The sequence below is a fragment of the Alkalimonas mucilaginosa genome (genome assembly GCF_036327005.1).
GTDB classification, from domain to species: Bacteria; Pseudomonadota; Gammaproteobacteria; order Enterobacterales; family Alteromonadaceae; genus Alkalimonas; species Alkalimonas mucilaginosa.
Window position 1 is genome coordinate 112,287 of sequence record NZ_JAUGZK010000003.1, and the last position, 20,930, is coordinate 133,216.

Annotated in this window: 31 protein-coding genes; 29 read left to right on the plus strand and 2 right to left on the minus strand. The window is 51.1% G+C overall.

Annotated features, from left to right (window positions below):
• Window positions 1-33: 33 nt before the first annotated feature.
• The 22 genes from QWF21_RS04915 to QWF21_RS05020 all read left to right on the plus strand — a co-directional run bounded on the left by QWF21_RS04915 (window position 34) and on the right by QWF21_RS05020 (window position 15,579).
• Complete coding sequence (locus QWF21_RS04915; RefSeq protein WP_330086934.1) at window positions 34-1,059, plus strand: phage major capsid protein, P2 family; 1,026 nt, start codon at window positions 34-36, stop codon at window positions 1,057-1,059.
• Window positions 1,060-1,126: 67 nt separating this feature from the next.
• Window positions 1,127-1,630: a hypothetical protein gene (locus tag QWF21_RS04920; protein WP_330086935.1), complete on the plus strand. Its 504-nt coding sequence runs from the start codon at window positions 1,127-1,129 to the stop codon at window positions 1,628-1,630.
• Window positions 1,631-1,668: 38 nt separating this feature from the next.
• Window positions 1,669-2,316 (plus strand): phage terminase small subunit, encoded by a 648-nt coding sequence (gene gpM, locus QWF21_RS04925; protein ID WP_330086936.1) that lies wholly within the window; start codon window positions 1,669-1,671, stop codon window positions 2,314-2,316.
• Between the two features lie 181 nt (window positions 2,317-2,497).
• Window positions 2,498-2,959: a head completion/stabilization protein gene (locus tag QWF21_RS04930; protein ID WP_330086937.1), complete on the plus strand. Its 462-nt coding sequence runs from the start codon at window positions 2,498-2,500 to the stop codon at window positions 2,957-2,959.
• Window positions 2,956-3,444 (plus strand): phage tail protein, encoded by a 489-nt coding sequence (locus QWF21_RS04935; RefSeq protein WP_330086938.1) that lies wholly within the window; start codon window positions 2,956-2,958, stop codon window positions 3,442-3,444. Before QWF21_RS04930 ends, QWF21_RS04935 begins: the two co-directional genes overlap by 4 nt.
• A complete protein-coding gene (locus tag QWF21_RS04940; RefSeq protein ID WP_330086939.1) occupies window positions 3,441-4,100 on the plus strand; it encodes a hypothetical protein in 660 nt (219 codons plus the stop codon). Before QWF21_RS04935 ends, QWF21_RS04940 begins: the two co-directional genes overlap by 4 nt.
• Before the next feature lie 2 nt (window positions 4,101-4,102).
• Window positions 4,103-5,209 (plus strand): DUF2586 domain-containing protein, encoded by a 1,107-nt coding sequence (locus QWF21_RS04945; protein WP_330086940.1) that lies wholly within the window; start codon window positions 4,103-4,105, stop codon window positions 5,207-5,209.
• 40 nt (window positions 5,210-5,249) lie between these two features.
• Window positions 5,250-5,699 carry a phage protein gene (locus QWF21_RS04950; RefSeq protein ID WP_330086941.1) on the plus strand — a complete coding sequence of 150 codons (450 nt, stop codon included), beginning with the start codon at window positions 5,250-5,252 and terminating at the stop codon, window positions 5,697-5,699.
• A gap of 76 nt (window positions 5,700-5,775) precedes the next feature.
• Window positions 5,776-6,339: a pesticin C-terminus-like muramidase gene (locus QWF21_RS04955; RefSeq protein ID WP_330086942.1), complete on the plus strand. Its 564-nt coding sequence runs from the start codon at window positions 5,776-5,778 to the stop codon at window positions 6,337-6,339.
• Window positions 6,336-6,644, plus strand: a complete 309-nt coding sequence (locus QWF21_RS04960; RefSeq protein WP_330086943.1) for a hypothetical protein — start codon at window positions 6,336-6,338, stop codon at window positions 6,642-6,644. Before QWF21_RS04955 ends, QWF21_RS04960 begins: the two co-directional genes overlap by 4 nt.
• 2 nt (window positions 6,645-6,646) lie before the next feature.
• A complete protein-coding gene (locus QWF21_RS04965; protein WP_330086944.1) occupies window positions 6,647-6,910 on the plus strand; it encodes a hypothetical protein in 264 nt (87 codons plus the stop codon).
• A complete protein-coding gene (locus QWF21_RS04970) occupies window positions 6,907-7,182 on the plus strand; it encodes a putative phage tail assembly chaperone (protein ID WP_330086945.1) in 276 nt (91 codons plus the stop codon). The genes QWF21_RS04965 and QWF21_RS04970 overlap by 4 nt, the downstream gene beginning before the upstream one ends.
• A gap of 41 nt (window positions 7,183-7,223) precedes the next feature.
• On the plus strand, window positions 7,224-7,358 hold the full coding sequence (locus QWF21_RS04975) for a DUF6890 family protein (RefSeq protein ID WP_330087200.1): 135 nt from the start codon (window positions 7,224-7,226) through the stop codon (window positions 7,356-7,358).
• A 56-nt stretch (window positions 7,359-7,414) separates the two neighbouring features.
• Window positions 7,415-9,562 (plus strand): phage tail tape measure protein, encoded by a 2,148-nt coding sequence (locus tag QWF21_RS04980; protein ID WP_330086946.1) that lies wholly within the window; start codon window positions 7,415-7,417, stop codon window positions 9,560-9,562.
• Window positions 9,559-9,891: a DUF2590 family protein gene (locus QWF21_RS04985; protein WP_330086947.1), complete on the plus strand. Its 333-nt coding sequence runs from the start codon at window positions 9,559-9,561 to the stop codon at window positions 9,889-9,891. The genes QWF21_RS04980 and QWF21_RS04985 overlap by 4 nt, the downstream gene beginning before the upstream one ends.
• Entirely contained in the window at window positions 9,891-11,093 is a 1,203-nt protein-coding gene (locus QWF21_RS04990; RefSeq protein ID WP_330086948.1) for a baseplate J/gp47 family protein, read from the plus strand. The genes QWF21_RS04985 and QWF21_RS04990 overlap by 1 nt, the downstream gene beginning before the upstream one ends.
• Entirely contained in the window at window positions 11,090-11,719 is a 630-nt protein-coding gene (locus QWF21_RS04995; RefSeq protein WP_330086949.1) for a phage tail protein, read from the plus strand. Before QWF21_RS04990 ends, QWF21_RS04995 begins: the two co-directional genes overlap by 4 nt.
• Before the next feature lie 4 nt (window positions 11,720-11,723).
• Window positions 11,724-13,394, plus strand: a complete 1,671-nt coding sequence (locus tag QWF21_RS05000; protein ID WP_330086950.1) for a phage tail-collar fiber domain-containing protein — start codon at window positions 11,724-11,726, stop codon at window positions 13,392-13,394.
• A gap of 15 nt (window positions 13,395-13,409) precedes the next feature.
• Window positions 13,410-13,613, plus strand: coding sequence for a hypothetical protein (locus QWF21_RS05005; RefSeq protein ID WP_330086951.1), 204 nt, complete (start codon window positions 13,410-13,412; stop codon window positions 13,611-13,613).
• A 10-nt stretch (window positions 13,614-13,623) separates the two neighbouring features.
• Window positions 13,624-14,145, plus strand: coding sequence for a baseplate complex protein (locus QWF21_RS05010; protein ID WP_330086952.1), 522 nt, complete (start codon window positions 13,624-13,626; stop codon window positions 14,143-14,145).
• Between the two features lies 1 nt (window position 14,146).
• Window positions 14,147-14,836, plus strand: coding sequence for a hypothetical protein (locus tag QWF21_RS05015; protein WP_330086953.1), 690 nt, complete (start codon window positions 14,147-14,149; stop codon window positions 14,834-14,836).
• 2 nt (window positions 14,837-14,838) lie between these two features.
• The gene (locus QWF21_RS05020; protein ID WP_330086954.1) at window positions 14,839-15,579 is read left to right on the plus strand and encodes a hypothetical protein; all 741 of its coding nucleotides are present in this window, start codon (window positions 14,839-14,841) and stop codon (window positions 15,577-15,579) included.
• 582 nt (window positions 15,580-16,161) lie between these two features.
• On the opposite strand, the gene QWF21_RS05025 is transcribed toward QWF21_RS05020, so the two are convergent.
• Window positions 16,162-16,497, minus strand: a complete 336-nt coding sequence (locus tag QWF21_RS05025; protein WP_330086955.1) for a hypothetical protein — start codon at window positions 16,495-16,497, stop codon at window positions 16,162-16,164.
• Between the two features lie 177 nt (window positions 16,498-16,674).
• On the opposite strand from QWF21_RS05025, the gene QWF21_RS05030 reads away from it, so the two are divergent.
• Window positions 16,675-17,007, plus strand: a complete 333-nt coding sequence (locus QWF21_RS05030) for a hypothetical protein (RefSeq protein WP_330086956.1) — start codon at window positions 16,675-16,677, stop codon at window positions 17,005-17,007.
• 254 nt (window positions 17,008-17,261) lie between these two features.
• Here the strand turns inward: QWF21_RS05030 and QWF21_RS05035 are convergent, their stop codons facing one another.
• Window positions 17,262-17,618, minus strand: a complete 357-nt coding sequence (locus QWF21_RS05035; protein WP_330086957.1) for a DUF3693 domain-containing protein — start codon at window positions 17,616-17,618, stop codon at window positions 17,262-17,264.
• A 105-nt stretch (window positions 17,619-17,723) separates the two neighbouring features.
• On the opposite strand from QWF21_RS05035, the gene QWF21_RS05040 reads away from it, so the two are divergent.
• The 6 genes from QWF21_RS05040 to QWF21_RS05065 all read left to right on the plus strand — a co-directional run bounded on the left by QWF21_RS05040 (window position 17,724) and on the right by QWF21_RS05065 (window position 20,904).
• The gene (locus tag QWF21_RS05040; RefSeq protein WP_330086958.1) at window positions 17,724-18,125 is read left to right on the plus strand and encodes a hypothetical protein; all 402 of its coding nucleotides are present in this window, start codon (window positions 17,724-17,726) and stop codon (window positions 18,123-18,125) included.
• The gene (locus QWF21_RS05045) at window positions 18,122-18,328 is read left to right on the plus strand and encodes a hypothetical protein (RefSeq protein ID WP_330086959.1); all 207 of its coding nucleotides are present in this window, start codon (window positions 18,122-18,124) and stop codon (window positions 18,326-18,328) included. Before QWF21_RS05040 ends, QWF21_RS05045 begins: the two co-directional genes overlap by 4 nt.
• 762 nt (window positions 18,329-19,090) lie before the next feature.
• Entirely contained in the window at window positions 19,091-20,122 is a 1,032-nt protein-coding gene (locus QWF21_RS05050; RefSeq protein ID WP_330086960.1) for a phage/plasmid replication protein, II/X family, read from the plus strand.
• Between the two features lie 10 nt (window positions 20,123-20,132).
• Window positions 20,133-20,507, plus strand: a complete 375-nt coding sequence (locus tag QWF21_RS05055) for a DNA-binding protein (RefSeq protein ID WP_330086961.1) — start codon at window positions 20,133-20,135, stop codon at window positions 20,505-20,507.
• On the plus strand, window positions 20,507-20,767 hold the full coding sequence (locus QWF21_RS05060) for a hypothetical protein (protein ID WP_330086962.1): 261 nt from the start codon (window positions 20,507-20,509) through the stop codon (window positions 20,765-20,767). Before QWF21_RS05055 ends, QWF21_RS05060 begins: the two co-directional genes overlap by 1 nt.
• 2 nt (window positions 20,768-20,769) lie before the next feature.
• Window positions 20,770-20,904 carry a hypothetical protein gene (locus QWF21_RS05065; protein ID WP_330086963.1) on the plus strand — a complete coding sequence of 45 codons (135 nt, stop codon included), beginning with the start codon at window positions 20,770-20,772 and terminating at the stop codon, window positions 20,902-20,904.
• Window positions 20,905-20,930 lie beyond the last annotated feature (26 nt).

Below are 20,930 nucleotides of genomic sequence, written 5' to 3' on the forward strand. Positions count from 1 at the left end.
TCAGCAATCACTAGCAGCAGCGAGAGTAGAAAAATGCAACTGACAAAATTAGCACTATCGTGTGCGCTGGCCTACAGCGCATCACTGGCGAAAGCCTACGAAACCACCGATCCAAGCCAGCAGTTTGCGGTAACCAGCCCCATGGAAACGCGGTTGCGTGCTGCCATGCTGGATTCGGTCGAATTCCTTGGCCTGATCACCGCCATGGATGTGGATCAGATTAAAGGCCAGGTGGTGAATGTTGGCAGCAACGTCATTGCCACAGGCCGCAGTGAAACCGGCCGGTTTACGTCTGGACAAACCGTTGATGGCAACACTTATGAACTGGTAGAAACCGACAGCTGCGCTTTTGTGACCTGGGCAACGATGGCCGCTTGGGCCAATGCCGGCAACGAAAAGCAGTTTATGCAGTTGATGAGCCAGAACGCCACCCGCCGCTTTGCACTCGATGTGCTGCGCGTTGGTTTCAACGGTGTATCGATTGCGACCACGACCAACCCAACCACCAACCCATTGGGGCAGGATGTCAACAAAGGCTGGCACCAGTTGGTAAAAGAAAAAGCGCCGGATCAGGTGGTGACGGATCCTATCTATTTTAATCCGGACGCGACCGGTGAACTGGCCGAAGGCGAATACAAAACGCTGGACGCCATTGTCACCGAAATTAAAAACACCCTGATCCCGGAACAGTTCCGCAACGACCCGCGCCTGGTAGTGCTGGTAGGCAGTGATTTAACTGCAGCGGCACAAACCAAGCTGATGAATCAGGCCGATAAGCCCAGCGAGCGGGTAGCCGCCCAAATGATGGATAAATCCATTGGTGGGTTAAAGGCCTATACGCCGCCGTTCTTCCCTGGCAAGCGCCTGGTGGTGACCATGCTTTCGAATCTGCATGTGTACACCCAGCGCGGCACCCGACAGCGCAAGTCCGAAAACGTGGAAGACCGCAAACGCTGGGAAGACAAGTACTGGCGCTTTGAAGGCTACGCAGTGGAAGAGTACACCGCCTACGGTGCCATTGACGAAGCCGCCATGAACATCGGGCCAGCGCCGGAATAACGCCAGGTAAAACCATCCGCGCCGGGCTGAATCAGCCCGGCAAGTAAACACAAGCAAGGATACTGCCATGAGTGCCATTGCAAATTTTAAAAAACGCCGCGAAGCCCAACGGGCACAGCGCGAAGAGCGCACCAGTGAAGACGCCAAAACCGTTGCACCTGAAAACGAAGCCTTAACCCTGCTGGCCCTGTTGCTGTGCTGCGACGAAGAAAAAGCCATTGAAGTGGCCAGGGAAGAAGTCGATCGAAAAGCCCGTTTTGTGATGTATGACGATAAATTGCAGGGCGATGAAAAGGCCAAAGAAACCAAGGCCAACGAACAAGACAGCGACGATGCAGCCGCGCAGGTAGTGGATGCCGCCGACACGGTAAGCAGCGCAGCGGATAACGTGAACGCCGCCACCAGTGATCTGGAAGAAACCGCCAGCCAGCTGGCCGACAACGCCGACGACATCAGCCAGGCCACTGAAGATCTGAAAGTAGCGACTGAAGAGCTAAAAAAGCCATCGGCGGCGCGTCCATCCTCGCATGGAAAGAAAGCCGCCGCGCCGAAAAGCAGCTCGAAAAAGTAAGGCGAACGGGCAGTGCTGAGCATGCGCCCAGCCTGCACTTGCAGCTGATAGAGCTGGAATCGGATTTAAAGCGGTTAAAAGCCTTTGACCGCAGGGCCGACAAAATCGCCCACAAGCGGGATGTGCTGCTACCAAAGTGGCTGCCCATTGTTGAAGAGTACCTAAAAAACCGGAAGGGAAAAGGCAATGAAAAAATCAAAGATGCAACTGTTATCGACCATCCTATTTTCGCTTATTGCATTGTCTGGCTTTTCGACATTGGCGATCTCAGCCGGGCAATTGACTATGGATTTACAGCCATTGAAATCGGCCAGCCCATGGCCGGAGCAATCAAGCGTAAGTGGCCCGGATTTATCGCCGACACTGTTTTTGACTGGGCAGAAACTCAAGCCGAACAAGGCAACAGCATTGAGCCCTATTTTGGCACTGTGTTCGAGCGCGTCACAGGAAAGTGGAAGCTGCCAGAGCCAGTCACAGCCAAGTATTACAAATTCGCCGGGCTGGCCTTGCTACGAGCAGAGAACGGCAAAGTTACACCCAGCCACATCGGCGATGCGGAGCGACTTAAAAAGGCCGATCAGCTTTTAGAAAAAGCCGCCAACCTGCATAAGCATGCCCAGGTAAAGACGGTACGAAACAAAATAGCCATGCGGCTAAGGGCCTTAGAAGAAGGCGCTGCAGGGTAGACAGCAACAACTACGCGGTACCTATTGTTCGATAAGAGCGGTAGCGGCCGCAAGGGAACGACTCCCAACCCTCCAGGGCACTGGTGGAGTGCTTAACAGGCGACTGTTAAACCCACTAAGAAACCAGCAGCCCTGAACCTATTAACGATGTGACAGCAGGCGGCAGCGCCAGGGTAACAGTATGAGCGGTTTTGGATTTCAATCACCAGCACAAGACAGCATCACCATTGATGCCGGCAGCGGCTGGCCGGAACTATCGACCGGTGAATTCCGCAAAAATCGACGCATCCCTGAGTACTTCGAAGAAGCCACCCTAGCAGATTCGCTGAACCGCAGCGTGGCCGAAGTACAGTTGCAGATCATCAGTTTTGTAAGGCAGGCAAGCGCTAACACGGACGTTGCATTAACCCTGGATGAAAATCTGGCTCCTGAGTTCAGCGAGCAGCAAATCAGCATTTACCGGGGTGCAGTGTACGCCCGTTCCCATGCCGATTTGCTGGGTTATTTTTCTGCTGTGGATCAAAAAGAAGCAGGCAACAACAAAGCCAACGATGCAGACCAGCAATTGATTTTGCTGGCCCAGTCAAACCGGGGGATCCGGTTGCTGCTTGGCCTTGGCCGTGCCGGAGTGCATGACCTATGAGCCAGCCTAAAACCCAGCTGCAACAAGTAACCGAACACCTGCTGACAGGGCTAACCCCTTATGTTACTGCCAACAGCATCGACGCCTGGCAGGAAAACGGCACCTTACTGTTGAATGGTGAAGACAAAGGCGCTGGCAGTTATCAAATAGCCAAGTGGAAGCACTCGGCCATTATCGCCATTGAAAAATTTCCACACCTGAAAGTGGACCCTTACAACCTGCTTGCAATGCTAGCAGCGTTTTTACTGGCCAGCGACTGGCCCCGAGACACCTACGGTCTGGCAGATCCGCAAATAGACCTCGATATCATCAGCAACGACAACGCCACCGTGATCATTGAACTGGAACTGATGGACGACATCGAGCTGATCCCGGACGAAGAAGGGCCTGTGCTGTACCTGGACAACCGCTACCGGGTCGCCTTAGCCGAGGTGTTCGTGGCCGAGGAAGCCGAGCTGGTGACCGGTGCCGGGGGTGATGAATGACACTGATCATCAAACCCAACAAAAGCCAGGTGTTAAGTGCCAGCCAACAGCTGTCCCTGCTGCGGTTGCCGGCCAACAAGCGCACCCGAATTTTAAAAACACTGGGCCGGTACGAGCGCACCTTAGCCCGTAAGCGGATCAGCAGCCAAACCACCGTTGACGGCCGGCGCTTTGCCAAAAGCAAAAGTGGCAAAAAGTCCAGGCTGTTGCAGCGCCTGGGCAGAACGCTGGAGCCCTATGTAAAAAACGCCAACCGGCTGGAGCTAAAGCACAAAGCGCCCATGACCGGACGAATTGCGGCCCTGCATCAGAAAGGCGGCATAGAAAGAATGACGGCGGCGCGCATGAACAGAATTCACGGCCAGCCCGATTACAAGGCACCGGCCAGCCGCAGCCAGGCCAAAGCACTGGTTGCCAATGGCTACCAGGTGCGAAAAGCAAAAGGCGGTTTGCGCCGAGCCACCATCCGCGAAGTGATGGAAACACTAACCCACGGCAAGGCGGGTTTGATCCTGAGCAAGCTGCGTGGAAAACAGAAAAAACAAAGCTGGCCAATACCGGTTGCAGCAAGACCGTTCCTCGGTGACAAGGCCGACAACGTGCAGCGGCAACTGGCCGGCATCATCGAGCAAATCAACAAAACACAAAGGGGCTAACAATGTCACTAGGTAAGGTACAAGTTAACAATTTAAATCAGGGCCAGGGTGATATTGCGGCCATTGAACGTCACTTTTTATTTGTAGGTCGTGCCGGTGCAGCAGGTGAAGAAAGCCAGCTGTTTAGCATTGGTGCTCAAACCGACATTAACGACACCTTTGCAGCCAGCAACCTGCGTGATCAGGTGCTGGCCGCTCAGTTGAATGCCGGCCAGAACTGGACAGCAGCAGTATACCCGCTGGCCGAAGGTGAGGACGTATTCGAAGCCATCACCGCAGCCAACGAAGTGCAGAGCTTCGAAGCCGTAGTGTTCTGCGACCTTAGCACAGCAGGGGAAGCACTCAGCACCAAGCACGACTACCTTGCCAGCCTGCAAGCAAGCCATGGCCGGTTTGTCTTTGGTATTGCTGCAGTGCCTGGCATCGACGATGACACCCAAACGTGGAGCCAGTACGAAGCCGCCACCGTGGCATTGCAGGCAGGCATTGCTGCACATCTGGTCATTGCCGTACCACAGCTGCACGGCAACAACGCGGGTGTACTGGCGGGGCGTTTGTGCAACCGTTCGGTCAGCATTGCAGATAGCCCAATGCGGGTGGCAACCGGTGCCGTGATGGGCCTTGGCGTCGAGCCGCTGGACAGTGAAGACAAGCCGCTGACACTGGCCACGCTGGAAACGCTTGCAAATGCCCGGTTCAGTGTGCCGCAGTGGTATCCGGATCTGGAAGGCGTGTATTGGAGCGATGGCAGCACCCTGGATGCAGCAGGCGGCGATTTCCAGTACATCGAACACTTACGGCCAGTGCACAAAGCCAGCCGCGAAGTGCGAATCCTGGCTATCCGGCGCATTGCCAACCGTGCACTGAACTCCACGCCAGCCAGTATCGAGCTGAACAAGGCCTATTTCATGCGGCCGCTTCGCGCCATGAGCAAAAGCACCGTGATCTTAGGCACCCAGTTCCCTGGTGAAGTACAGCCGCCGCGGGATGGTGACATTGCCATTGTCTGGACGACCAACAAGGCCGTGACCATTTACATGGTGGTGCGTCCGTACAATTCGCCCAAAGAAATTACCGTCAACATCCTGCTTGATTTAAGCAGTGACTAATTAAAACGCTTAATTTAAGCAGCGCGTAGGAGCACAAAACATGCGTTTATCAGGAATTAATTTTAACGTGAACATGGGCGACATCATGATCCACGTTGACACAGCCACCCTGACCATTGACGACAACAGCGCGGTTAGCCAAACCAGCGGTGTGCCGGATGGTTATGTGGACGGCGATGTAGCGGCCAGCGGCGAACTGAATGTCAATGCCAGCCAGTTTGCGCTGATCTCCCAGGCAGCGAAGTCGGCCGGCGCATGGCGAGCCATGCAGACGTTCGACATCATGTTTTATGGCAAAACCGCCCGGGATGAAATGAAAGTCGAAGCTTTCGGATGCCGCATCAAGTTAAGCGAAATCCTGGACATCGACAAAAAAGGCGGCCAGGCCAGCTTGTTCAAAATCCCGTTCGATGTCACCAGCCCGGACTTTGTGCACATCGACGGTGTGCCGTACCTGCGGCCGGAAGAAATCGCCGATATCAAGCAATAAAAGCGGGGTGGCCAGTGCAGTTGTTCGTGACTGCGCCGGCCGCTGAATGGGTAACAACCAGGTAAGAGGACATGCAATGCACCAGGTAGATTTCGACTTTATCGCAGAGCTGGAAGGCAAGGCACAGCTAAAAGGCTATGTGCCGGATCCTGCCCATTCGAATTCCGGCGTCACCATCGCCACCGGGTTCGACATTGGCCAGCGCAGTGAAAGCGACATTATCAACCTGCTGCCAGAGCATCCCGAACTGGTAGATAAGTTGGTGCCTTACTGTGGCTTAAAGCGCATCGATGCCGTGATCGCGTTGCAGAAATGCCCATTGCTGATCACCCGGGAAGAAGCTGGCGTCATTGATAGCAGTGTCAAAAACCAGTTTTTAGGCCAGTTGCAACAACGGTACAACGCAGCATCCATGGCCGTGTTTACCGATCTGCCAGCGGCCATGCAAACCGTGATCGCATCAGTGGCCTTTCAGTATGGCGATTTAGCAAGGCGATGCCCGAAGTTCTGGCGAACCGCAGTTAACGTGGACAGCACTGCAATGATTAACGAGCTGAAAAACTTTGGTGATCGCTACCCGACACGGCGCAACCGCGAAGCCAACTACTTGCAGAAATATTGCCAGATGGGGGATGTATGAGCTGGAAAAAGATAGCTGGCACCGTTGGCAATGTTGCAGGTTCACTGGCTCCGCTGCTGGGCGGGCCAGCAGGCCTTTTTTTGCTACTGATGCTGGCCGCGCAAATGGGAGTGCTGTTTGTGTTTCAGATCCCTGAAGGAAACCGCGATCTGCTGGTGTACCTGTCGGGCAACTTCCTGCCGTTTGTATCTGCTGCAGTGTACTACTGGGTCAGCTCCACCAAGGACGCCACCCAGCGTGAAAAATTAATGACGATGACCGGCAGCGGCCAAGCGGGATCATCCCAGCAGAAAGCGGAGGACTGACGATGGAGTTAACCAACTGGCTGATGGTGATCATGACCTTCATGGGGCTGGTACTGGTGGTGATGGTGCCGCTAATAGCGCACCTGTACAACGTGGTCCACAACACCACCGCCGAACTAAGCCGCCACCAGACGCACATTGCCGAAAATTACTCCACAAAAATCGAGGTGGAAAAGCTCGCATACAGGATTGAACGGCAAATGCGGGACGGTTTTGACAACCTGAAAGAAATTCTAACCAACAGAAGAGAGAAGGACGCAGCATGAAACAGCAAATCACACTGACCTTAGGCAGCACTGATTTTTTATTCAATGTTACGGTGCAAGACCACAGCGATTACATCGACGCCGCAGCGCGGGGATCATCCATCACAGCCGCATCGCACAATTTCACCATGCGAACCATCGACGCCAGCCAAAAAGATGAGTTTAAGAAGCTGCTGGATGAGTGCCCCGGTGCAGAACTGCAAATCGCCGCAGCGCTGAAATCTGAGTTCTCGCCAGTACTGGAAATTACGGTAAAAAAATCGAGCAGCTGATCGAATCGATTGATTCGAATCAGCTGGAACAGTTGTTCATTATGCGGCGGCACCTGTTGCCGCATGAGCCGGACACAGAACAAAACCTGGCCCGTGCCGCCTGGTTGGTAAAACGGCAACGCGAAGACCTGCAGGCAATCGTAACCAACGCCATTGCTAAGGCCTTCGGGGGTTGATGGGTGCCGGTATCGAGTAAAGACAGCAGCAACTACGCTGCAGCAACGGGGCATGTATGAGCTTACCAAAGCCACTGATGTTTACCATTGGCCTGATAGACCAGATAACCAAGCCGATTGCAAAAATCAGCCAGCAGTTAAATGGGCTATCCGCCAACTACCAGCAAGGCACCATGCAAATGGCGGCCGGTGTGGGTGGTGTGGTGGCCAGTGGTTATGCGTTGCAACGCGCCCTGATGCCAGCCATTGAAATGAACCGATCTTTGGGCGAGGTGCGCTCACTGGGCGTGCAGGACAGCGCCCTGAAAATGCTGACCGATAACGCCTACGAATACGCCATAAAATACGGTGAATCGGCCAGCGCCTTTGTGCGGTCCAGCTACGATATCCAATCAGCGATCGACGGCCTGAACGACAGCGATTTATCACGGTTCACCATGGCCAGTAACGTGCTGGCAAAAGCCACCAAAGCCGATGCAGCCACCATCACCAGTTACATGGGTACCATGTACGGCATCTTTAAAAACGATGCGCTGGCAATGGGCCAAGGGGAGTGGGTAGACCGGTTAACCGGCATGACGGCCACCGCTGTGCAGGTATTTAAAACCGATGGTAAAAAAATGTCGGATGCCTTTGGCGCTTTGGGTGCTTCCGCTGGCCTTGCACCGCTGCAAGAGCAAATGGCTATCTTGGGCACATTGCAAGCCACCATGGGTGGCAGTGAATCGGCTACGCAGTACCGGGCATTTTTGGCCGGTGTGGGTAAAGCACAAGACGAGCTGAATTTAAAATTCACCGATGCACATGGGCAAATGTTGCATGTGGTAGACATCCTGAACAAAATTAAAGGCAAGTATGGCGAAGTTTTAACGGTTGCCGACCAAGACCAATTAGCGAAAGCCTTTGGCTCCCGGCAGGCCGTTGCCATGATCCAGTTGTTATTAAATGACATCGACGGCCTAAGCGGATCAATTGATTCGCTGGGCAAGGTAAAAGGCATGCAGCAAGCGGAGATCATGGCCGCCGCCATGGTCGACCAAAGCCAGCGCCTGGCCGAAAGCTGGTTTGTGATCCGTGCTGCATTTGGTAACGCGATACTGCCAGTATTTAACGGCTTTGTGGGCTGGATAGCCGATATGGGCCGGAAAGTCATTTGGTTTACCAGCCTGTTCCCCAACATCACCCGGTGGTTGGGCTATGTGGCCATCGGCTTTGTGTTGGCGGTGGCCGCTGGGGGGTTGTTTACCCTGATGATGGGGGCCAGCAAAATGGCCATGGTGGCCTGGACAGGGGCAACCATGGCCATGCAGGGCGTGGTGTGGCTGTTAAATGGTGGCCTGGCCGTGCTGCGTACTGCCATGCTGGCGGTAAACATCGCCATGTACGCCAACCCCATAGGACTGGTAATCGGTGCCATAGCGGCACTGATCGCAATCATCGCGGCGGCGGTGTACTACTTCGACGACCTGCGCAACTACATGGCACAAACCGCCTGGGGCCAGCCAATCCTGTTCGCTATTGATGCCATTGCAGACCTGTTAAAAACACTGGCCGGCATTGCTGCCGGTGTATTTTCAGTGTTCTTTAGCGTGCTGAAAGTAGTCTGGTCAGTACTGCGGCCAATCGCTTCCTTTTTGCTCGATGTACTGGTGGTTGCATTTAAAGTCGTTGGGGCCATAGCCGGTTTTGTTTTTGGGGCCATCGCCTACACCATTGGCGCTATTGTGCATTCAATTAACTGGCTGGCCTCTGTGATCCATCATGGGTTTTCCATTGCATTCGAATTTGTGGGAGAAGCATGGCAAGCGCTGGTGGATATGTTCGGAAATTTCGAGTGGTTCAACAATTTGCTATCAGCAGCCACAGCAGTTGGCGAGTTTATGGCGTCGCTGTGGAATGGCATCAAAGAAGCATTCGGCGCGGCATGGTCGTGGATAGTCGACAAGCTGAACAAGCTGCCAGGCATTAACATCAAAACCAACGTACTGCCGGATGGGCTGGATGCACCAGAGCTTGCTGGAAATCCTGATAATGCATCATCCATTGGCGCCATTGCCCCAATACGCAGCAGCGTTCCCCGCGGCGGCGTTAGTCAGCAGATAGCCAATGCCAACAACAGCAAATCCACTACCATAGGCAGCATTCAGATCTACCCGCAAAAAGTAGACACCGACTTCGCCAACTATGTGGAGATGCATGCATGAGCCTATACCGTGACCTGCATATCAACAACGGCGATCTGGTGCTGGATGCCGGTTTTAACCCTCAGTACCTTACCGATAGGGCGGTGATAGCACAAGACATCGCCCACGCAATCATCGAATCTGGCCTGGCACATTTGTTGGTAAGTGACAGAGGCACGGGCGTCACCGCCGACACCAAGGTAAGAATAAAGCTGCTGGTTGAAGATGACACCAGGATCCTGCCGGGCACTGTCCGAGTTGAATCACTGGACAACGGCCAGTGGTGGGTATTTGCCGACACCATCGACTTTGGGCCGCTATCGCAAAGAATAACAGAAGGGCTGCTGTAATGGCTGACAAAATCAAAGTGCCAACCATCGACTTTAAACGCATTGTGGAAGATGCCGGCATACCGACCACGGAAGAAGGCTGGAAAGAACTGTTTAAACAGGATGTAGAAGCAGAAGGCAGCATCATCGCCAACGATTCGGCCTACTCGCCGTTCTGGCGGCTAATCAGCGCCATTGTAGCCAAGCCGGCCAACTGGATAGTCAACAAAGTGCTGGTAGGCATTATTTTGCCAAACCTGTTTTTGCAAACAGCGAATGACGATCAGTTTATTGAAGCAAAAGCCTGGGAACACGATTTAACCAGAAAAGAAGCCAGCAAAGCGGAAGGAAAACTACAGTTTCACCGGGCGGCCAGCATGGGGCCAAGCTTGTTAATACCGGCTGGAACCGTAGTACAGACGGATGCCATCAACGGAACCATTTACCGAGTTATCAGCACCACGGATGTGATCATGACAACCAACACCACCACGGTTGATGTGCCAGTGATTGCAGAAAATGCCGGTGCCGCCTACAACCTGGGCGCGGGTTATTTCCATGTGCTGCCGCAGGCAATTACAGGAATTGGCAGTGTCACCAATGGCGCCGATTGGCTCGATGTACTCGGATCAGATCGGGAAAGCAACGACAATCTGAAACTGCGCACCCGTAATGCATTTACCGCTGTGTCTGCCTGGCACATTGATGCGGTATACCGCGCCATTTTAACGCAACGGGCTGGCCTGAATACTAACAATGTTTATTTTCAGCATGACGCGCCCCGTGGCCCAGGTACAGCCAATGCGTATATTTTGCTGGATACCGGCGAGCCATCATCAGAGCTTTTGACCGACTTAAACAACTACGTCATGGAAATGGGCAACCACGGCCACGGTGACGATATGCTGATATTAGCCATGCCAGGGGTTGATGTTGGCATTGGTGTAACGGTCTATCCATACACCAACCTGTTGGAAACAGAAGTCACAGCATTGCTTGCTGGCATCGAAGACTTTATCCGCTGTGCCTTTCGTGAAAATACCGATTACGAAAACACCAAAACAGTGCCTTATCAGAGATTCAGTTTTAGCCGCCTGGGCAAAGAGCTGCACCGAGAGTTTGAAGGAATCGAATCACTGGAGTGGCACCAGGCAGACATCACCAGCGCAAACAACGTGCCTCGTTTAACATCGCTGGATATTGTCAACGGGAATGAACCATGAGCATCGATTGGTCATTACTCACGAAAATGCCCGTTTGGCTGGCAAGGCAGGGCAGTGAACTCAATAAACTGCGCCGAGCTGCAGTAAAGTTTTGGCAGCGATTTGTTGATTTAATGGAGTTTCCGGCAAAACAGCTAGACCCCATGACAGCAGAGCTGGAGTTGGTGCACCTGTTAGCATGGGAACGGGAAATATCCCAACTGGCAACCGAAACCGAGGCCATGTATAGAACCCGGGTCAAGTATGCATTGCCGTTTGCCAAAGGAGCAGGCAGCAAAGTTGGCTGGTTGTCCATGTTTGAAAAGTTGGGGATACCTTGGATAACCATCAACGAACGGGTAAGCGATGTCGATTGGGATGTGGTGGACTTGCAGCTATTGGACAACAGCTTTGGTAACCAGCAAGCACTTCTGGAATTGATATGCCGTCAGTACGGCAGAACCACCAGGCGATACCAATTTACAACAATAGCGCAGATGCATATCACCATGCCACTAACCACCTTTGCCAGTAATAACGACTTGGCCATAGCGGCATTAAGCACACATTTAAAACCAGCAAAACGCATCATGACGATGGCAGGCGACAGCAGCTACCACGTTGCAGCAACAGAACAGAGGGTCTAATAGAATGGCACAAGTAATCACCACAGCCGGCGAACAACTGTTCGCACTCAAGGCACAAAATAACGAGCAGCTGGACATTGATACCTTTATTTTTGCCAATGTGCCGGGCTTGGATCCAGCAGAACCAATCGACAGAAGCGAAGGGGTGCCAACAGAGCATGTAGTGCATCAGCAAATTGTTCAGCAAGTCGGCCGGGTTAACCAGAACGTAGTGATTTATTCTACTGTGCTGGACAGCGTAACAGGCCCCTTTGAATTCAACTGGGTCGGCCTTTTTTCGGCAGTCAATGGAACATTGGTTGCCGTTAGCCACATCCCAACCGTTGTAAAAACGGTCACAGAGCCAGGCACAGCCGGTAACACCTTAAACCGAAACTTTGGCATTGAGTACAGCGGCATTGCCGATTTAACCGGCATTACCGTAGATCCGGAAACGTGGCAATTAGACTACACAGCCAGGTTAAATGGCATGGACGAACTAACCAAGCAACTGGCAAAAGATACCGGCGGCAAAGATTGGTTTAAAGACGATGGGTTTAAAGTGGTGCCGCGGGAAGTGGCCGATAGCTTCAAAATACTGGCAGGTGCCGGTTACGTGTCGGGTTTGTATGCCACTTTGGACGATGATAAAATCATCAACGTCAGCAGCTACCCGCAGAACGTCTATGTGGATGCATGGTTTGATGGCACAGCCAGCAGCACTTGGCAGGCACAAGTTGAATTTTCGGTGACCGATGAAGAGCTGGCAGACTACATCGATTCCAACGGAAAACAGCACCACCTATTCAAATTGGCCGAATTAATAAACGCCGACACCGTGCAAGATTTAAGGCCAGCCGGGCGAATTAATGTGATTGAACGCCGCCTTGGTGCTCAAGCCATCGGCGTGATCAATGTGTCAGAAATCATTAATAACAGCCCTGAATTCATTTTGCCAATTACTCCAGAACTAGGGCAGCACATCACGTTAGAAGGCCATGGCGATGCCAATTTTACCATCACAGGTTTTGGCGATGCCTGCCCGGTTGGTTACACGTTTTCTTTGTTGATCCCAAGGACCATTGCCAACACAGGCGGCAATGCAAACAGCCTGGGGAGTTACGTGCAATTCTTGCATACAGCATCCGGAAATGGTTTGGATATGAAAATTAATGCCCGCCAAAGCGGATCTAGCACTTTATACACATATCAAGCGTACCCAAATGCTAATGATGCTTTAGGTAGAGCGGCGGCTCTTTATGAGCAATTGATGTTTTCGCACTTAGGATCTGGCCGGTGGCGATGTACATCAATGCCACAGCCAATGTCATCTGAAAATCAAAACGGTTTAATTTCGAGGTTTAGCTGTGGAAGACAGAGATTAGGATATATTTTGAGTTCTTCGGCAGCATCTGTTAGCGAGGCCCTTTCATTGGGTAGCGATGTAACTATTAATGGCTATGGTGGGGCAGTTAATAAACTAGGATCCAGACCTTACCCCGCGTCTTTCGTTGGATTTAGAGTTGATCAAATTACTGGTGGTAGGTTTAACACTTCGACAGAGTATATTTATTTTGAGGGGAGGGATTGGAGTCAGATATTAGCAAAAGCGGGGGCTAATTGGAATTTTGCATCAGGCATGACGGCAGTTTCAATTAACCTATATGCAGAAGGCAGCTGGAAACCAAACGTCTAGGACTAGGAGAACACCATGTCAAAAGTAAAAGCATACGCACTATCAACAGGGGACAGAAACAGCTGCATTTTAGTGCCGGCCGGTGATCAAATACCACCCGGCTATACCCTAAAAGAGCCACCACAGCCAATGGATGGTTATCAAGTGCAGTGGAATGAATCGTTGGCAATTGGGCAGGGTGACTGGGAGCAAGTAGAAATCCCAGCAACCACCGAGTAAGCACCGCAGCATGCTAACCCTAAACGCCATAGCCATAGCCCTAAAAGGCATCCGGATCACAGCCAGCCAAGAGCTGGCCACCGAGGATGCCAGCGGGCAAAGCAGCAGCACAGACACAGCAGAAACCGGCATCAAAGCAAAAATGCTGACCGTGACCGGCTTTCTGCCGTTTGCTGATCAGCAAATGCTAACCGACCTGTTCAAACTGGCCGAAGCCACCGATGGCGGCGCCCGGGAAACCTACCGCATCGCCAACAAAACAGCGGAAACACTCGGCATCAAGCAAGTAAAATTCAGCAGCAAAATTGAAGCCGTAGAGCAAGAATCGACCAGACAGTGGAATGTGTCATTCACCCTGGCCGAAGTGCAAAGCATACCTCAGAAAAAAGAAGAACGAGAACCACAAGTAGCAGCGGCCCAGCAAGGCGGCACCGGGGAAGCCACCGACGATGCCGAATCACCACCAGAAACCGAAGTGCAGCTAACCGGCCTGCTCGGGTTCCTCAAAGCCATCGACAACAGGCTTGCATAACATGGCAGAACCAAACGCCAAATTCATAGCCCGCGCCTACATTGGCAAAAAGCTGGTCCATATCAGTGATCATTGGCTGGTACTTCAGGCAAACAGCCCAGGCACCTGCCAGCTAACCGTTGACGAAAAAGCAGAGCGCTACAGCGCCGTAGCTTTAGAACTGGGATGGGGCAGCATGATAGACCGCGTATTCATCGGCTACATAGAACGCATCATGCCAGCGGCCAACGGCCAATTTACCCTGTTCTGCCGCGAGCTATCCGGTGCCCTGGCAAATAACATCAGCGTCATGCTACGGCACCCAACCTTACGCCAGGTATGCGAAAGAATCAGCAAAAAAACAGGCATCGAATTCGACATACCACAAAAGGCCTACGCAGAAACCGCCATCCCATGCTTTTACAGCGACACCAGCGGTTATGCCATGCTCGACAACATCGGACGAGCCTACAGAATTCCAGACTACATCTGGCAACAGCAAGGCAGCGGCAAAATCTACCTGGGCAGCTATGCCGATTCGTTCTGGCACGGCAAAACCATCAGCATCCCCAACAACCTGATGACAGAGCAAAAGGCCGGCAAAACCGCCACCTTGCCAGCAGTGCCAAAAATACGCCCCAACGTCACCGCCAACGGCCAGCGGATCAGTAAAGTAGAATTCCGCGAAACCAACATGACCATAAGCTGGTAACCATGGAAAGCATCATTCGAAAAATCGTCTTACGAATATTCCCCGAGCTAAGCGCCCAGCTGCACCTGCCACGCTGGGGGAAAGTGGTCGCACTGCCAGAGCTGCCAGCCCAAGAAGGCGAGCGGGGCAGCGATGCATTCTACCCACGATGGGCCGTCGATATTGAACTGCTGGACGAAAACGGCACCGCCACAGACGGAAAAATACTGCAAGCCATCCCACTGCCATTGCCGGGCGCTGGCGTCAGGGCAGGGACCATGCACCCGCCAAGCATTGGCAGCATCGTAGAAATCGCATTCGCCTACGGCCGGCCAGACAAGCCATTCATCCGCACCGTGTTACCGTTCGGCTGGGAACTGCCAGCCATCAAGGCCGGAGAACACCGGGTACAAACCAAAGAAGGTGTTTACCAGCACATCGACGAAACCGGCAACTTTGAAACTAAAACGCCAGAGAACCTAAACGACATCATCGGCAAGTTAGCCCAGTTGGAATGCCAAACCAGAAAAGTCATCGCCAGCCAAGAGCAAGACCACCGAAGCCCCAAAACATGGCTGGGCAGCGACAGCGAGAACGTGCTAAAGCTGCTGTCCGAGCTCATGGCCACAGTCAACGCCCTGGCCACCACCTGCGCCACCCACAACCACGGATCAGGGCCACCGCCAAACCAAGCCGGCGATTTCTCCGGCCTGGCATCCCAGGCAAACGCGCAAAAATCGCGGCTAGACCCAATAACCAAATAAGCATCGAGTACAGCCACATACAACTACACACCCTGGTGACATAGCCACCGATAACTGCACTGGCCACAGGCCAGCTGCAGCATAGTTGCAACCGACTACACAAACCGGCCGCTAAAAACCTCAGCCAGTCGCAGAAGTCTCAGCACAAACGCACCCACGAACCCCCAGCGCGGAATCCAGCGCTACAGAGAAACCACGACACGAAATCCGCACTCTTCCTCACCCTCCTGCGCGCTTTGTATGTTAATTTTTTTTCAGTTTTCTAAGTATGCAATTCATAGCTGCAGACCGCGCCAATTCTAAAGGCTTGCAAGGATCGAGGATCTGAAATGATCGAGATTTTTTTCAGTAAATTACAGTTTTGAAGGGGCTAAAAATACAAAATTAAAATTGTAAGTTACTGAATAGATTGGTTTTGCTGTGGATTCCGTGAGAGTTTGCTAAAAAAGTGTCATTTTTACGTCATTAAAAAAGCGATGTAAAACAGTGGGATAGCGTAAAACAAAACTGAAATAAAAAACGGGTGAAAAGGGGGTTTGGGGATCGGCTGGCTTTGCAAAAGATCGCGGCCAGCCGGTAAAATTAGATGGATTTAAGCTTGCGGCAGGCATCAGAGCCCTTACTTAACATCAGCATGTTTTTGTGAGTGCAAAGCTCCACCCAACCAGAAATATTGCCGGGAACCACCATCGACTTAAAAGCATCAGACTGGATAGCAGAAGCATTTTCAAACTGATAAAGCTCAACGACTTCACCAGACCAAGTACCGCTCCAGCCATCGACAGCACCAACCATCTGATAAAACTGTTGTGACTGTTTTTTAAATCCGTGATCCACAGCAACATCAACAGAAATTGTCTTGGCACCGCAAGCGGCCAGCATCAAACAAGCAATAGGCAATAAAATAGTTTTTCTCATGTGCAATCCTTACATTGGTTTAAATATCAGGTAATAACTTAGCATCAAAAAACGATTAAGGCATCATTCAAGCCGTGCACACTCTGAAACTGTGTTGATCATCTGCCTGGCTGTGTGCTTTCCCTGGTCTAGCACCACAGGAAGCCGGCCAGTTTTGCGGAAGCGGTTCAGGGATTTTTGAATATCCAGCACGCGGCCCCAGTCGACACCACAAACAATGAAATTCCAAAACTGCAGCGTATCCAGGTTGATATGCACACCGTCGCGCAGTTCAACGCCATCATGAACAACACGAAGGCCGGCCCTGCGCCAAGAATCTGGCAGGTAACTGCCTTTATGCAAGCTTTCCAGTTGCATCCGCACCCGATTTGGCAAGCCGTTCTTGCTCCAGCTGCGCACCGTGCGAAGCGAAACGCAGCAAAATTCAGCAAGCCGTTTATGGTCAACGCGCTGTTTAACATCACCAGCCGCTGTCAAATACGTCTCAAAGAAGCCTGCACCATGCAATAAATCGCGATCACTTTTAGACTGTTTATTCATAACCATAATTTATACATTCCATATTGTTATTAAAAACGGGTTCGTCCCGCTTTCCGGTAACTGCATAAAATGTGCCTATCAAGCATCAAAAACAGCCAAACAATCAAAAGGGCAATTAACCGCATTTTTTACCGCTTGGCAGATTTTACCGCTGAACTTCGTATAAACTGCATTTGTTTCAATATCTTGCAATTTAACATAATATACATTATGAGAAATGATAACTAGGTGAAATCAGGCTCTAATCCCTGATTCAAACCGAAGCCGCCAAAAACAACGAATAAAGCCAGAATCGCGGCTGTAACTGACTTATTCAGCTTTTTTCCGAATTTGTGCCATACCTGCTTAGCTTCTTCTGACTTGGCTGTTTCCTCAGCTAAGTGCACCAGAACCCATTCAGTGTTTAATTCACATTCATGAGCAATGAACAATGCCTGTTCCTCAGTCAGGTGCCTTTTTCCTTTTTTGATGTCACCCAATGCGCCAGGCGTCATCTTTGGAATTACTTCTGATGCTTCCTTGTCTGTGCTTAGCCCTGCGCTTTTCTTCAATTCGCCAATTAATTCGTAGCTAAAACTCATACAGACCCCTTGCTTAATACACAGATTTGTGTATTATTAAGATTCACATATTTGTGTATTTTAGTGTTGTTAATTACATCAACAGTATATACGAGGGCTACCACCATGAACACTAACTCCCTGAATCTGGTAATAGATGGCTACGGTTTTGCAATTCTCGTTGCCGATGGCTCAGCAACTCTTTTCGATACCCTGGACGATTTAAAATTCCATGCTTCTGTGGCTGATATTGATTTGTCAGAATTTGAATGCATGTGGGCCTACAAGCTAAGTCCAGCCCTTCTGGCTAAGTACGGTTTAGAGTGTGGTAGCCCGACACCAGAACAGCCAGAGGGGCAACCTAATTTATCCACAGAAACGGTGGATAACTCTGATTCACCGGTCTGCCCACTTTGCGAAAGCTCAAACGTCACACGTCACACTCAGTCCGGTACACCTGGCTTTGAATTGCATATCTGCTTAGATTGCCCTCACGAATGGCTCGTTAAAGTGGAGCCTTCAGCATGAACAAAATGCCCCCATTCTTAGGCGTAACTTTTTGGGTTTCGGTTGTTGTTTTCTTTTTCCTGATTTCTGTAAACATGCTTTATATTGCTGAAACTCAAAGTCATTTTTTTACCGGATTAGTTCTTCTCGTCTTTTCTGGCATATTGGCTGCCGGTTTTATTGTAAATTCACTTCCCTCAAAGTTTTTCGGGGGTGATTCATGAACACCCGCGACATTAAACCGTTACGTAACGGGGGTGCATATGTCTCTATCTAATGCAGAGCGTCAAAAGCGCTACAGACAGAAACTTAAGCAACAAGCATCCAATCCGTTACGTAACGATTCAGAGCTTATAGATGCCTTATACCGGGCTTATCACAAAGCATACTGGCGTTTACACAACCCTGATTTTTCAAATTGCATGCATTACCAGGAAGGCGTTTCTTCGTTTCGTCGATACATTGAATCTGAACTTGGTATCAAGCTTCCCTCATACCGCAAAATTGATAGCGAGGTGAGCCAATGAACACCAGAGACATTAAACCGCTACTTGCTCATGACCTGCTTCGTTTCATCCAGCTAACTGCCACCATGGAAGCCGGAGAACGCGTTCTGACTGCTCAGATACTGATGCAGCTACCGAACCAAAAAGAGCCAATCCCTTTTGATTTCCACACTGACCGCCCTTTCTATGACCGGTCAGAGGTATACGACTATTTTCGGTCGCTTGGCGTTCCTCAGTCCCGCATTATCTTCGAGCTCCCCCAGGGCTCAGGACGCCTTTTTTCTCCCTGTGAACTGATACGGGGTGCCAGCTAATGAACCTCTTTGGCGTTATCTGTTTCCCTATCCAGCCGATACGGGTTCACTGCTACCCTAACCCACGCTACGCGCGTTTCATTGCACAGCGCTTAACAGAGCTAGCCAGCGAACAGCAATACCCGACCTTCTTTGTTGTCTCCACGGCATACAGGAGGCCATTCCTATGATGATAGATTGGCTTACTGTCGTGATACCGATGAAGCACCCGCGCATTCATAACGGCCATACACAAAAAATCTCTAAGGATGGCGAATTGCTTTGGTCTGTTTCTTCTTCTCAGCAATTTGCAGGCTCGTTTGAATCGTCCATTGCAGTCAAAAGCAACCAGCTAACAGAGTGCTTGCAGTATGGCGAAATGTTGTACTTCTCCGGCAACCCAACCAAGTTCTTGCAGGGCCACAACGTTGTTGGCTCGCTCGATATGAACATGCTGGTTGAACGCACTCTAGACCAGATTGCCAGGGCATTGGATTTTCAAGTCGACCACTTCACCAGGCACCGTATCCGCTGTGGTAATTACTACTTGAAGCGTGTCGATATCAACTGCATGTTCGAACTGCCAAGCCTTTCTGATGTCCGGGCATTCATAGACGCGGCATCGGTTAAGTTTCGTACCCGTCATGGCCGTTGTACTGTCACCAAAGGTACGTTTTACATCGGTAAGAATTCAAAGCGCTGGAGCTTCAAAGGCTACAGCAAGTTCGATGAAATTATGAAAGGTGAAAAGGGTCACCGCTTGCCCGTAGAGCTTTTCAACTCCCCTCTTGTTCCCTTCGTGGAAAACAAGCTTCGTCTTGAACTGGTATTGCGTGCGCCAGAGCTCAAGAAAATAACTGACGACAACAACCCCACAGCACGCCAAGTACTGTCTCTCGGATTGGAGACCATTTTTAACGATTATCTGAGGAGGATTGATATGTCCGCCAATGTCAGTTTGAAAGATGAGCAGTTGCTCAAACTGCCTCGCAAAGTCCAGGGCACTTACGCGCTCTGGAAACAAGGTTTCGATGTTCGCTCTGTGTTGGCCAATGGCACCTTTTACCGCCATAAAGACGCCCTGCAAGAGTTCGACATTGATATTTCACTGCCTTTCGACGGTGAGCACACTGCTAGCAACGTGGTTCCAATGGTTCGTATTTTGGAAGCTCAGCCGGTTGCTATTCCATCCAATTTACGCAAATACATCATCCATTAAGGGGTAAACCATGAACCAGAATATTTTAGTTGAAGGCGATGCAATCATCGGTGTTGTAGTCGGTGTATCACAGCGCAACCAGACCAACCGCCAGACAGGCGAAATCTACGCCATTACTGAGCTGGGTATCTCTCAGGTTGTTGTCGATAAGTACGGCAACCATCAGGAACACGTCACTGATGTCACAGTGACCAACCAGCAAATCAAAGATGGTGCCATGACCAAGCTCAACGACCTTAAGGGCAAAAAGGTCATCATTCCGGTCTGGCATCGTACCTACAACACAAAGAACGGTAATGGTGGCAAGACCTATTACCTTACTAACGACTGGGATAAAACCCATTACGTTATTCCTCAGCAGCAACCTATGAAGGCTGCTAGCTAATGGCCATCTGTGCAATACCGGACGCATCCGGTTTTCTACAATCCGTCGATACTCCAATAGAGTATTGCACTGGCTTCATATTGCTTGAACCAGTTGATTCAGCTAATGCGCTGCATCAACTGTTTGACCCTGCTTACCTGAGTGCTGGAGACATACAAACCGCCTTCATGCTCGGTATGACACTGCCATTATTGGCATACCTGACCGCCTGGGCTTACCAGACGGTTATTAACTTTGCATCTTCCGATAAGGAGTATTAATTATGGATTTTGGTCCTATCACCGGCGCAATTGACGCCACCGTTATTGTTGGCGCTATCTCTGCAATTGCAGCCCTGAAAGTTTTACCAGGCGTTGCTAAGTGGGGTTACGGCAAAGTAATCGGTTGGTTCCGTTAATCGTCATCAACTAGCAGGGGCAGCAA

What these genes read in the sequence shown, in the direction of transcription:
- QWF21_RS04915 (WP_330086934.1), top strand. Translation starts at nt 34, where the DNA reads ATGCAACTGACAAAATTAGCACTATCGTGTGCGCTGGCCTACAGCGCA.
- QWF21_RS04920 (WP_330086935.1), top strand. Translation starts at nt 1,127, where the DNA reads ATGAGTGCCATTGCAAATTTTAAAAAACGCCGCGAAGCCCAACGGGCA.
- QWF21_RS04930 (WP_330086937.1), top strand. Translation starts at nt 2,498, where the DNA reads ATGAGCGGTTTTGGATTTCAATCACCAGCACAAGACAGCATCACCATT.
- QWF21_RS04935 (WP_330086938.1), top strand. Translation starts at nt 2,956, where the DNA reads ATGAGCCAGCCTAAAACCCAGCTGCAACAAGTAACCGAACACCTGCTG.
- QWF21_RS04940 (WP_330086939.1), top strand. Translation starts at nt 3,441, where the DNA reads ATGACACTGATCATCAAACCCAACAAAAGCCAGGTGTTAAGTGCCAGC.
- QWF21_RS04945 (WP_330086940.1), top strand. Translation starts at nt 4,103, where the DNA reads ATGTCACTAGGTAAGGTACAAGTTAACAATTTAAATCAGGGCCAGGGT.
- QWF21_RS04950 (WP_330086941.1), top strand. Translation starts at nt 5,250, where the DNA reads ATGCGTTTATCAGGAATTAATTTTAACGTGAACATGGGCGACATCATG.
- QWF21_RS04955 (WP_330086942.1), top strand. Translation starts at nt 5,776, where the DNA reads ATGCACCAGGTAGATTTCGACTTTATCGCAGAGCTGGAAGGCAAGGCA.
- QWF21_RS04960 (WP_330086943.1), top strand. Translation starts at nt 6,336, where the DNA reads ATGAGCTGGAAAAAGATAGCTGGCACCGTTGGCAATGTTGCAGGTTCA.
- QWF21_RS04965 (WP_330086944.1), top strand. Translation starts at nt 6,647, where the DNA reads ATGGAGTTAACCAACTGGCTGATGGTGATCATGACCTTCATGGGGCTG.
- QWF21_RS04970 (WP_330086945.1), top strand. Translation starts at nt 6,907, where the DNA reads ATGAAACAGCAAATCACACTGACCTTAGGCAGCACTGATTTTTTATTC.
- QWF21_RS04975 (WP_330087200.1), top strand. Translation starts at nt 7,224, where the DNA reads ATGCGGCGGCACCTGTTGCCGCATGAGCCGGACACAGAACAAAACCTG.
- QWF21_RS04980 (WP_330086946.1), top strand. Translation starts at nt 7,415, where the DNA reads ATGAGCTTACCAAAGCCACTGATGTTTACCATTGGCCTGATAGACCAG.
- QWF21_RS04985 (WP_330086947.1), top strand. Translation starts at nt 9,559, where the DNA reads ATGAGCCTATACCGTGACCTGCATATCAACAACGGCGATCTGGTGCTG.
- QWF21_RS04990 (WP_330086948.1), top strand. Translation starts at nt 9,891, where the DNA reads ATGGCTGACAAAATCAAAGTGCCAACCATCGACTTTAAACGCATTGTG.
- QWF21_RS04995 (WP_330086949.1), top strand. Translation starts at nt 11,090, where the DNA reads ATGAGCATCGATTGGTCATTACTCACGAAAATGCCCGTTTGGCTGGCA.
- QWF21_RS05000 (WP_330086950.1), top strand. Translation starts at nt 11,724, where the DNA reads ATGGCACAAGTAATCACCACAGCCGGCGAACAACTGTTCGCACTCAAG.
- QWF21_RS05005 (WP_330086951.1), top strand. Translation starts at nt 13,410, where the DNA reads ATGTCAAAAGTAAAAGCATACGCACTATCAACAGGGGACAGAAACAGC.
- QWF21_RS05010 (WP_330086952.1), top strand. Translation starts at nt 13,624, where the DNA reads ATGCTAACCCTAAACGCCATAGCCATAGCCCTAAAAGGCATCCGGATC.
- QWF21_RS05015 (WP_330086953.1), top strand. Translation starts at nt 14,147, where the DNA reads ATGGCAGAACCAAACGCCAAATTCATAGCCCGCGCCTACATTGGCAAA.
- QWF21_RS05020 (WP_330086954.1), top strand. Translation starts at nt 14,839, where the DNA reads ATGGAAAGCATCATTCGAAAAATCGTCTTACGAATATTCCCCGAGCTA.
- QWF21_RS05025 (WP_330086955.1), bottom strand. Translation starts at nt 16,497, where the DNA reads ATGAGAAAAACTATTTTATTGCCTATTGCTTGTTTGATGCTGGCCGCT.
- QWF21_RS05035 (WP_330086957.1), bottom strand. Translation starts at nt 17,618, where the DNA reads ATGAGTTTTAGCTACGAATTAATTGGCGAATTGAAGAAAAGCGCAGGG.
- QWF21_RS05040 (WP_330086958.1), top strand. Translation starts at nt 17,724, where the DNA reads ATGAACACTAACTCCCTGAATCTGGTAATAGATGGCTACGGTTTTGCA.
- QWF21_RS05045 (WP_330086959.1), top strand. Translation starts at nt 18,122, where the DNA reads ATGAACAAAATGCCCCCATTCTTAGGCGTAACTTTTTGGGTTTCGGTT.
- QWF21_RS05050 (WP_330086960.1), top strand. Translation starts at nt 19,091, where the DNA reads ATGATGATAGATTGGCTTACTGTCGTGATACCGATGAAGCACCCGCGC.
- QWF21_RS05055 (WP_330086961.1), top strand. Translation starts at nt 20,133, where the DNA reads ATGAACCAGAATATTTTAGTTGAAGGCGATGCAATCATCGGTGTTGTA.
- QWF21_RS05060 (WP_330086962.1), top strand. Translation starts at nt 20,507, where the DNA reads ATGGCCATCTGTGCAATACCGGACGCATCCGGTTTTCTACAATCCGTC.
- QWF21_RS05065 (WP_330086963.1), top strand. Translation starts at nt 20,770, where the DNA reads ATGGATTTTGGTCCTATCACCGGCGCAATTGACGCCACCGTTATTGTT.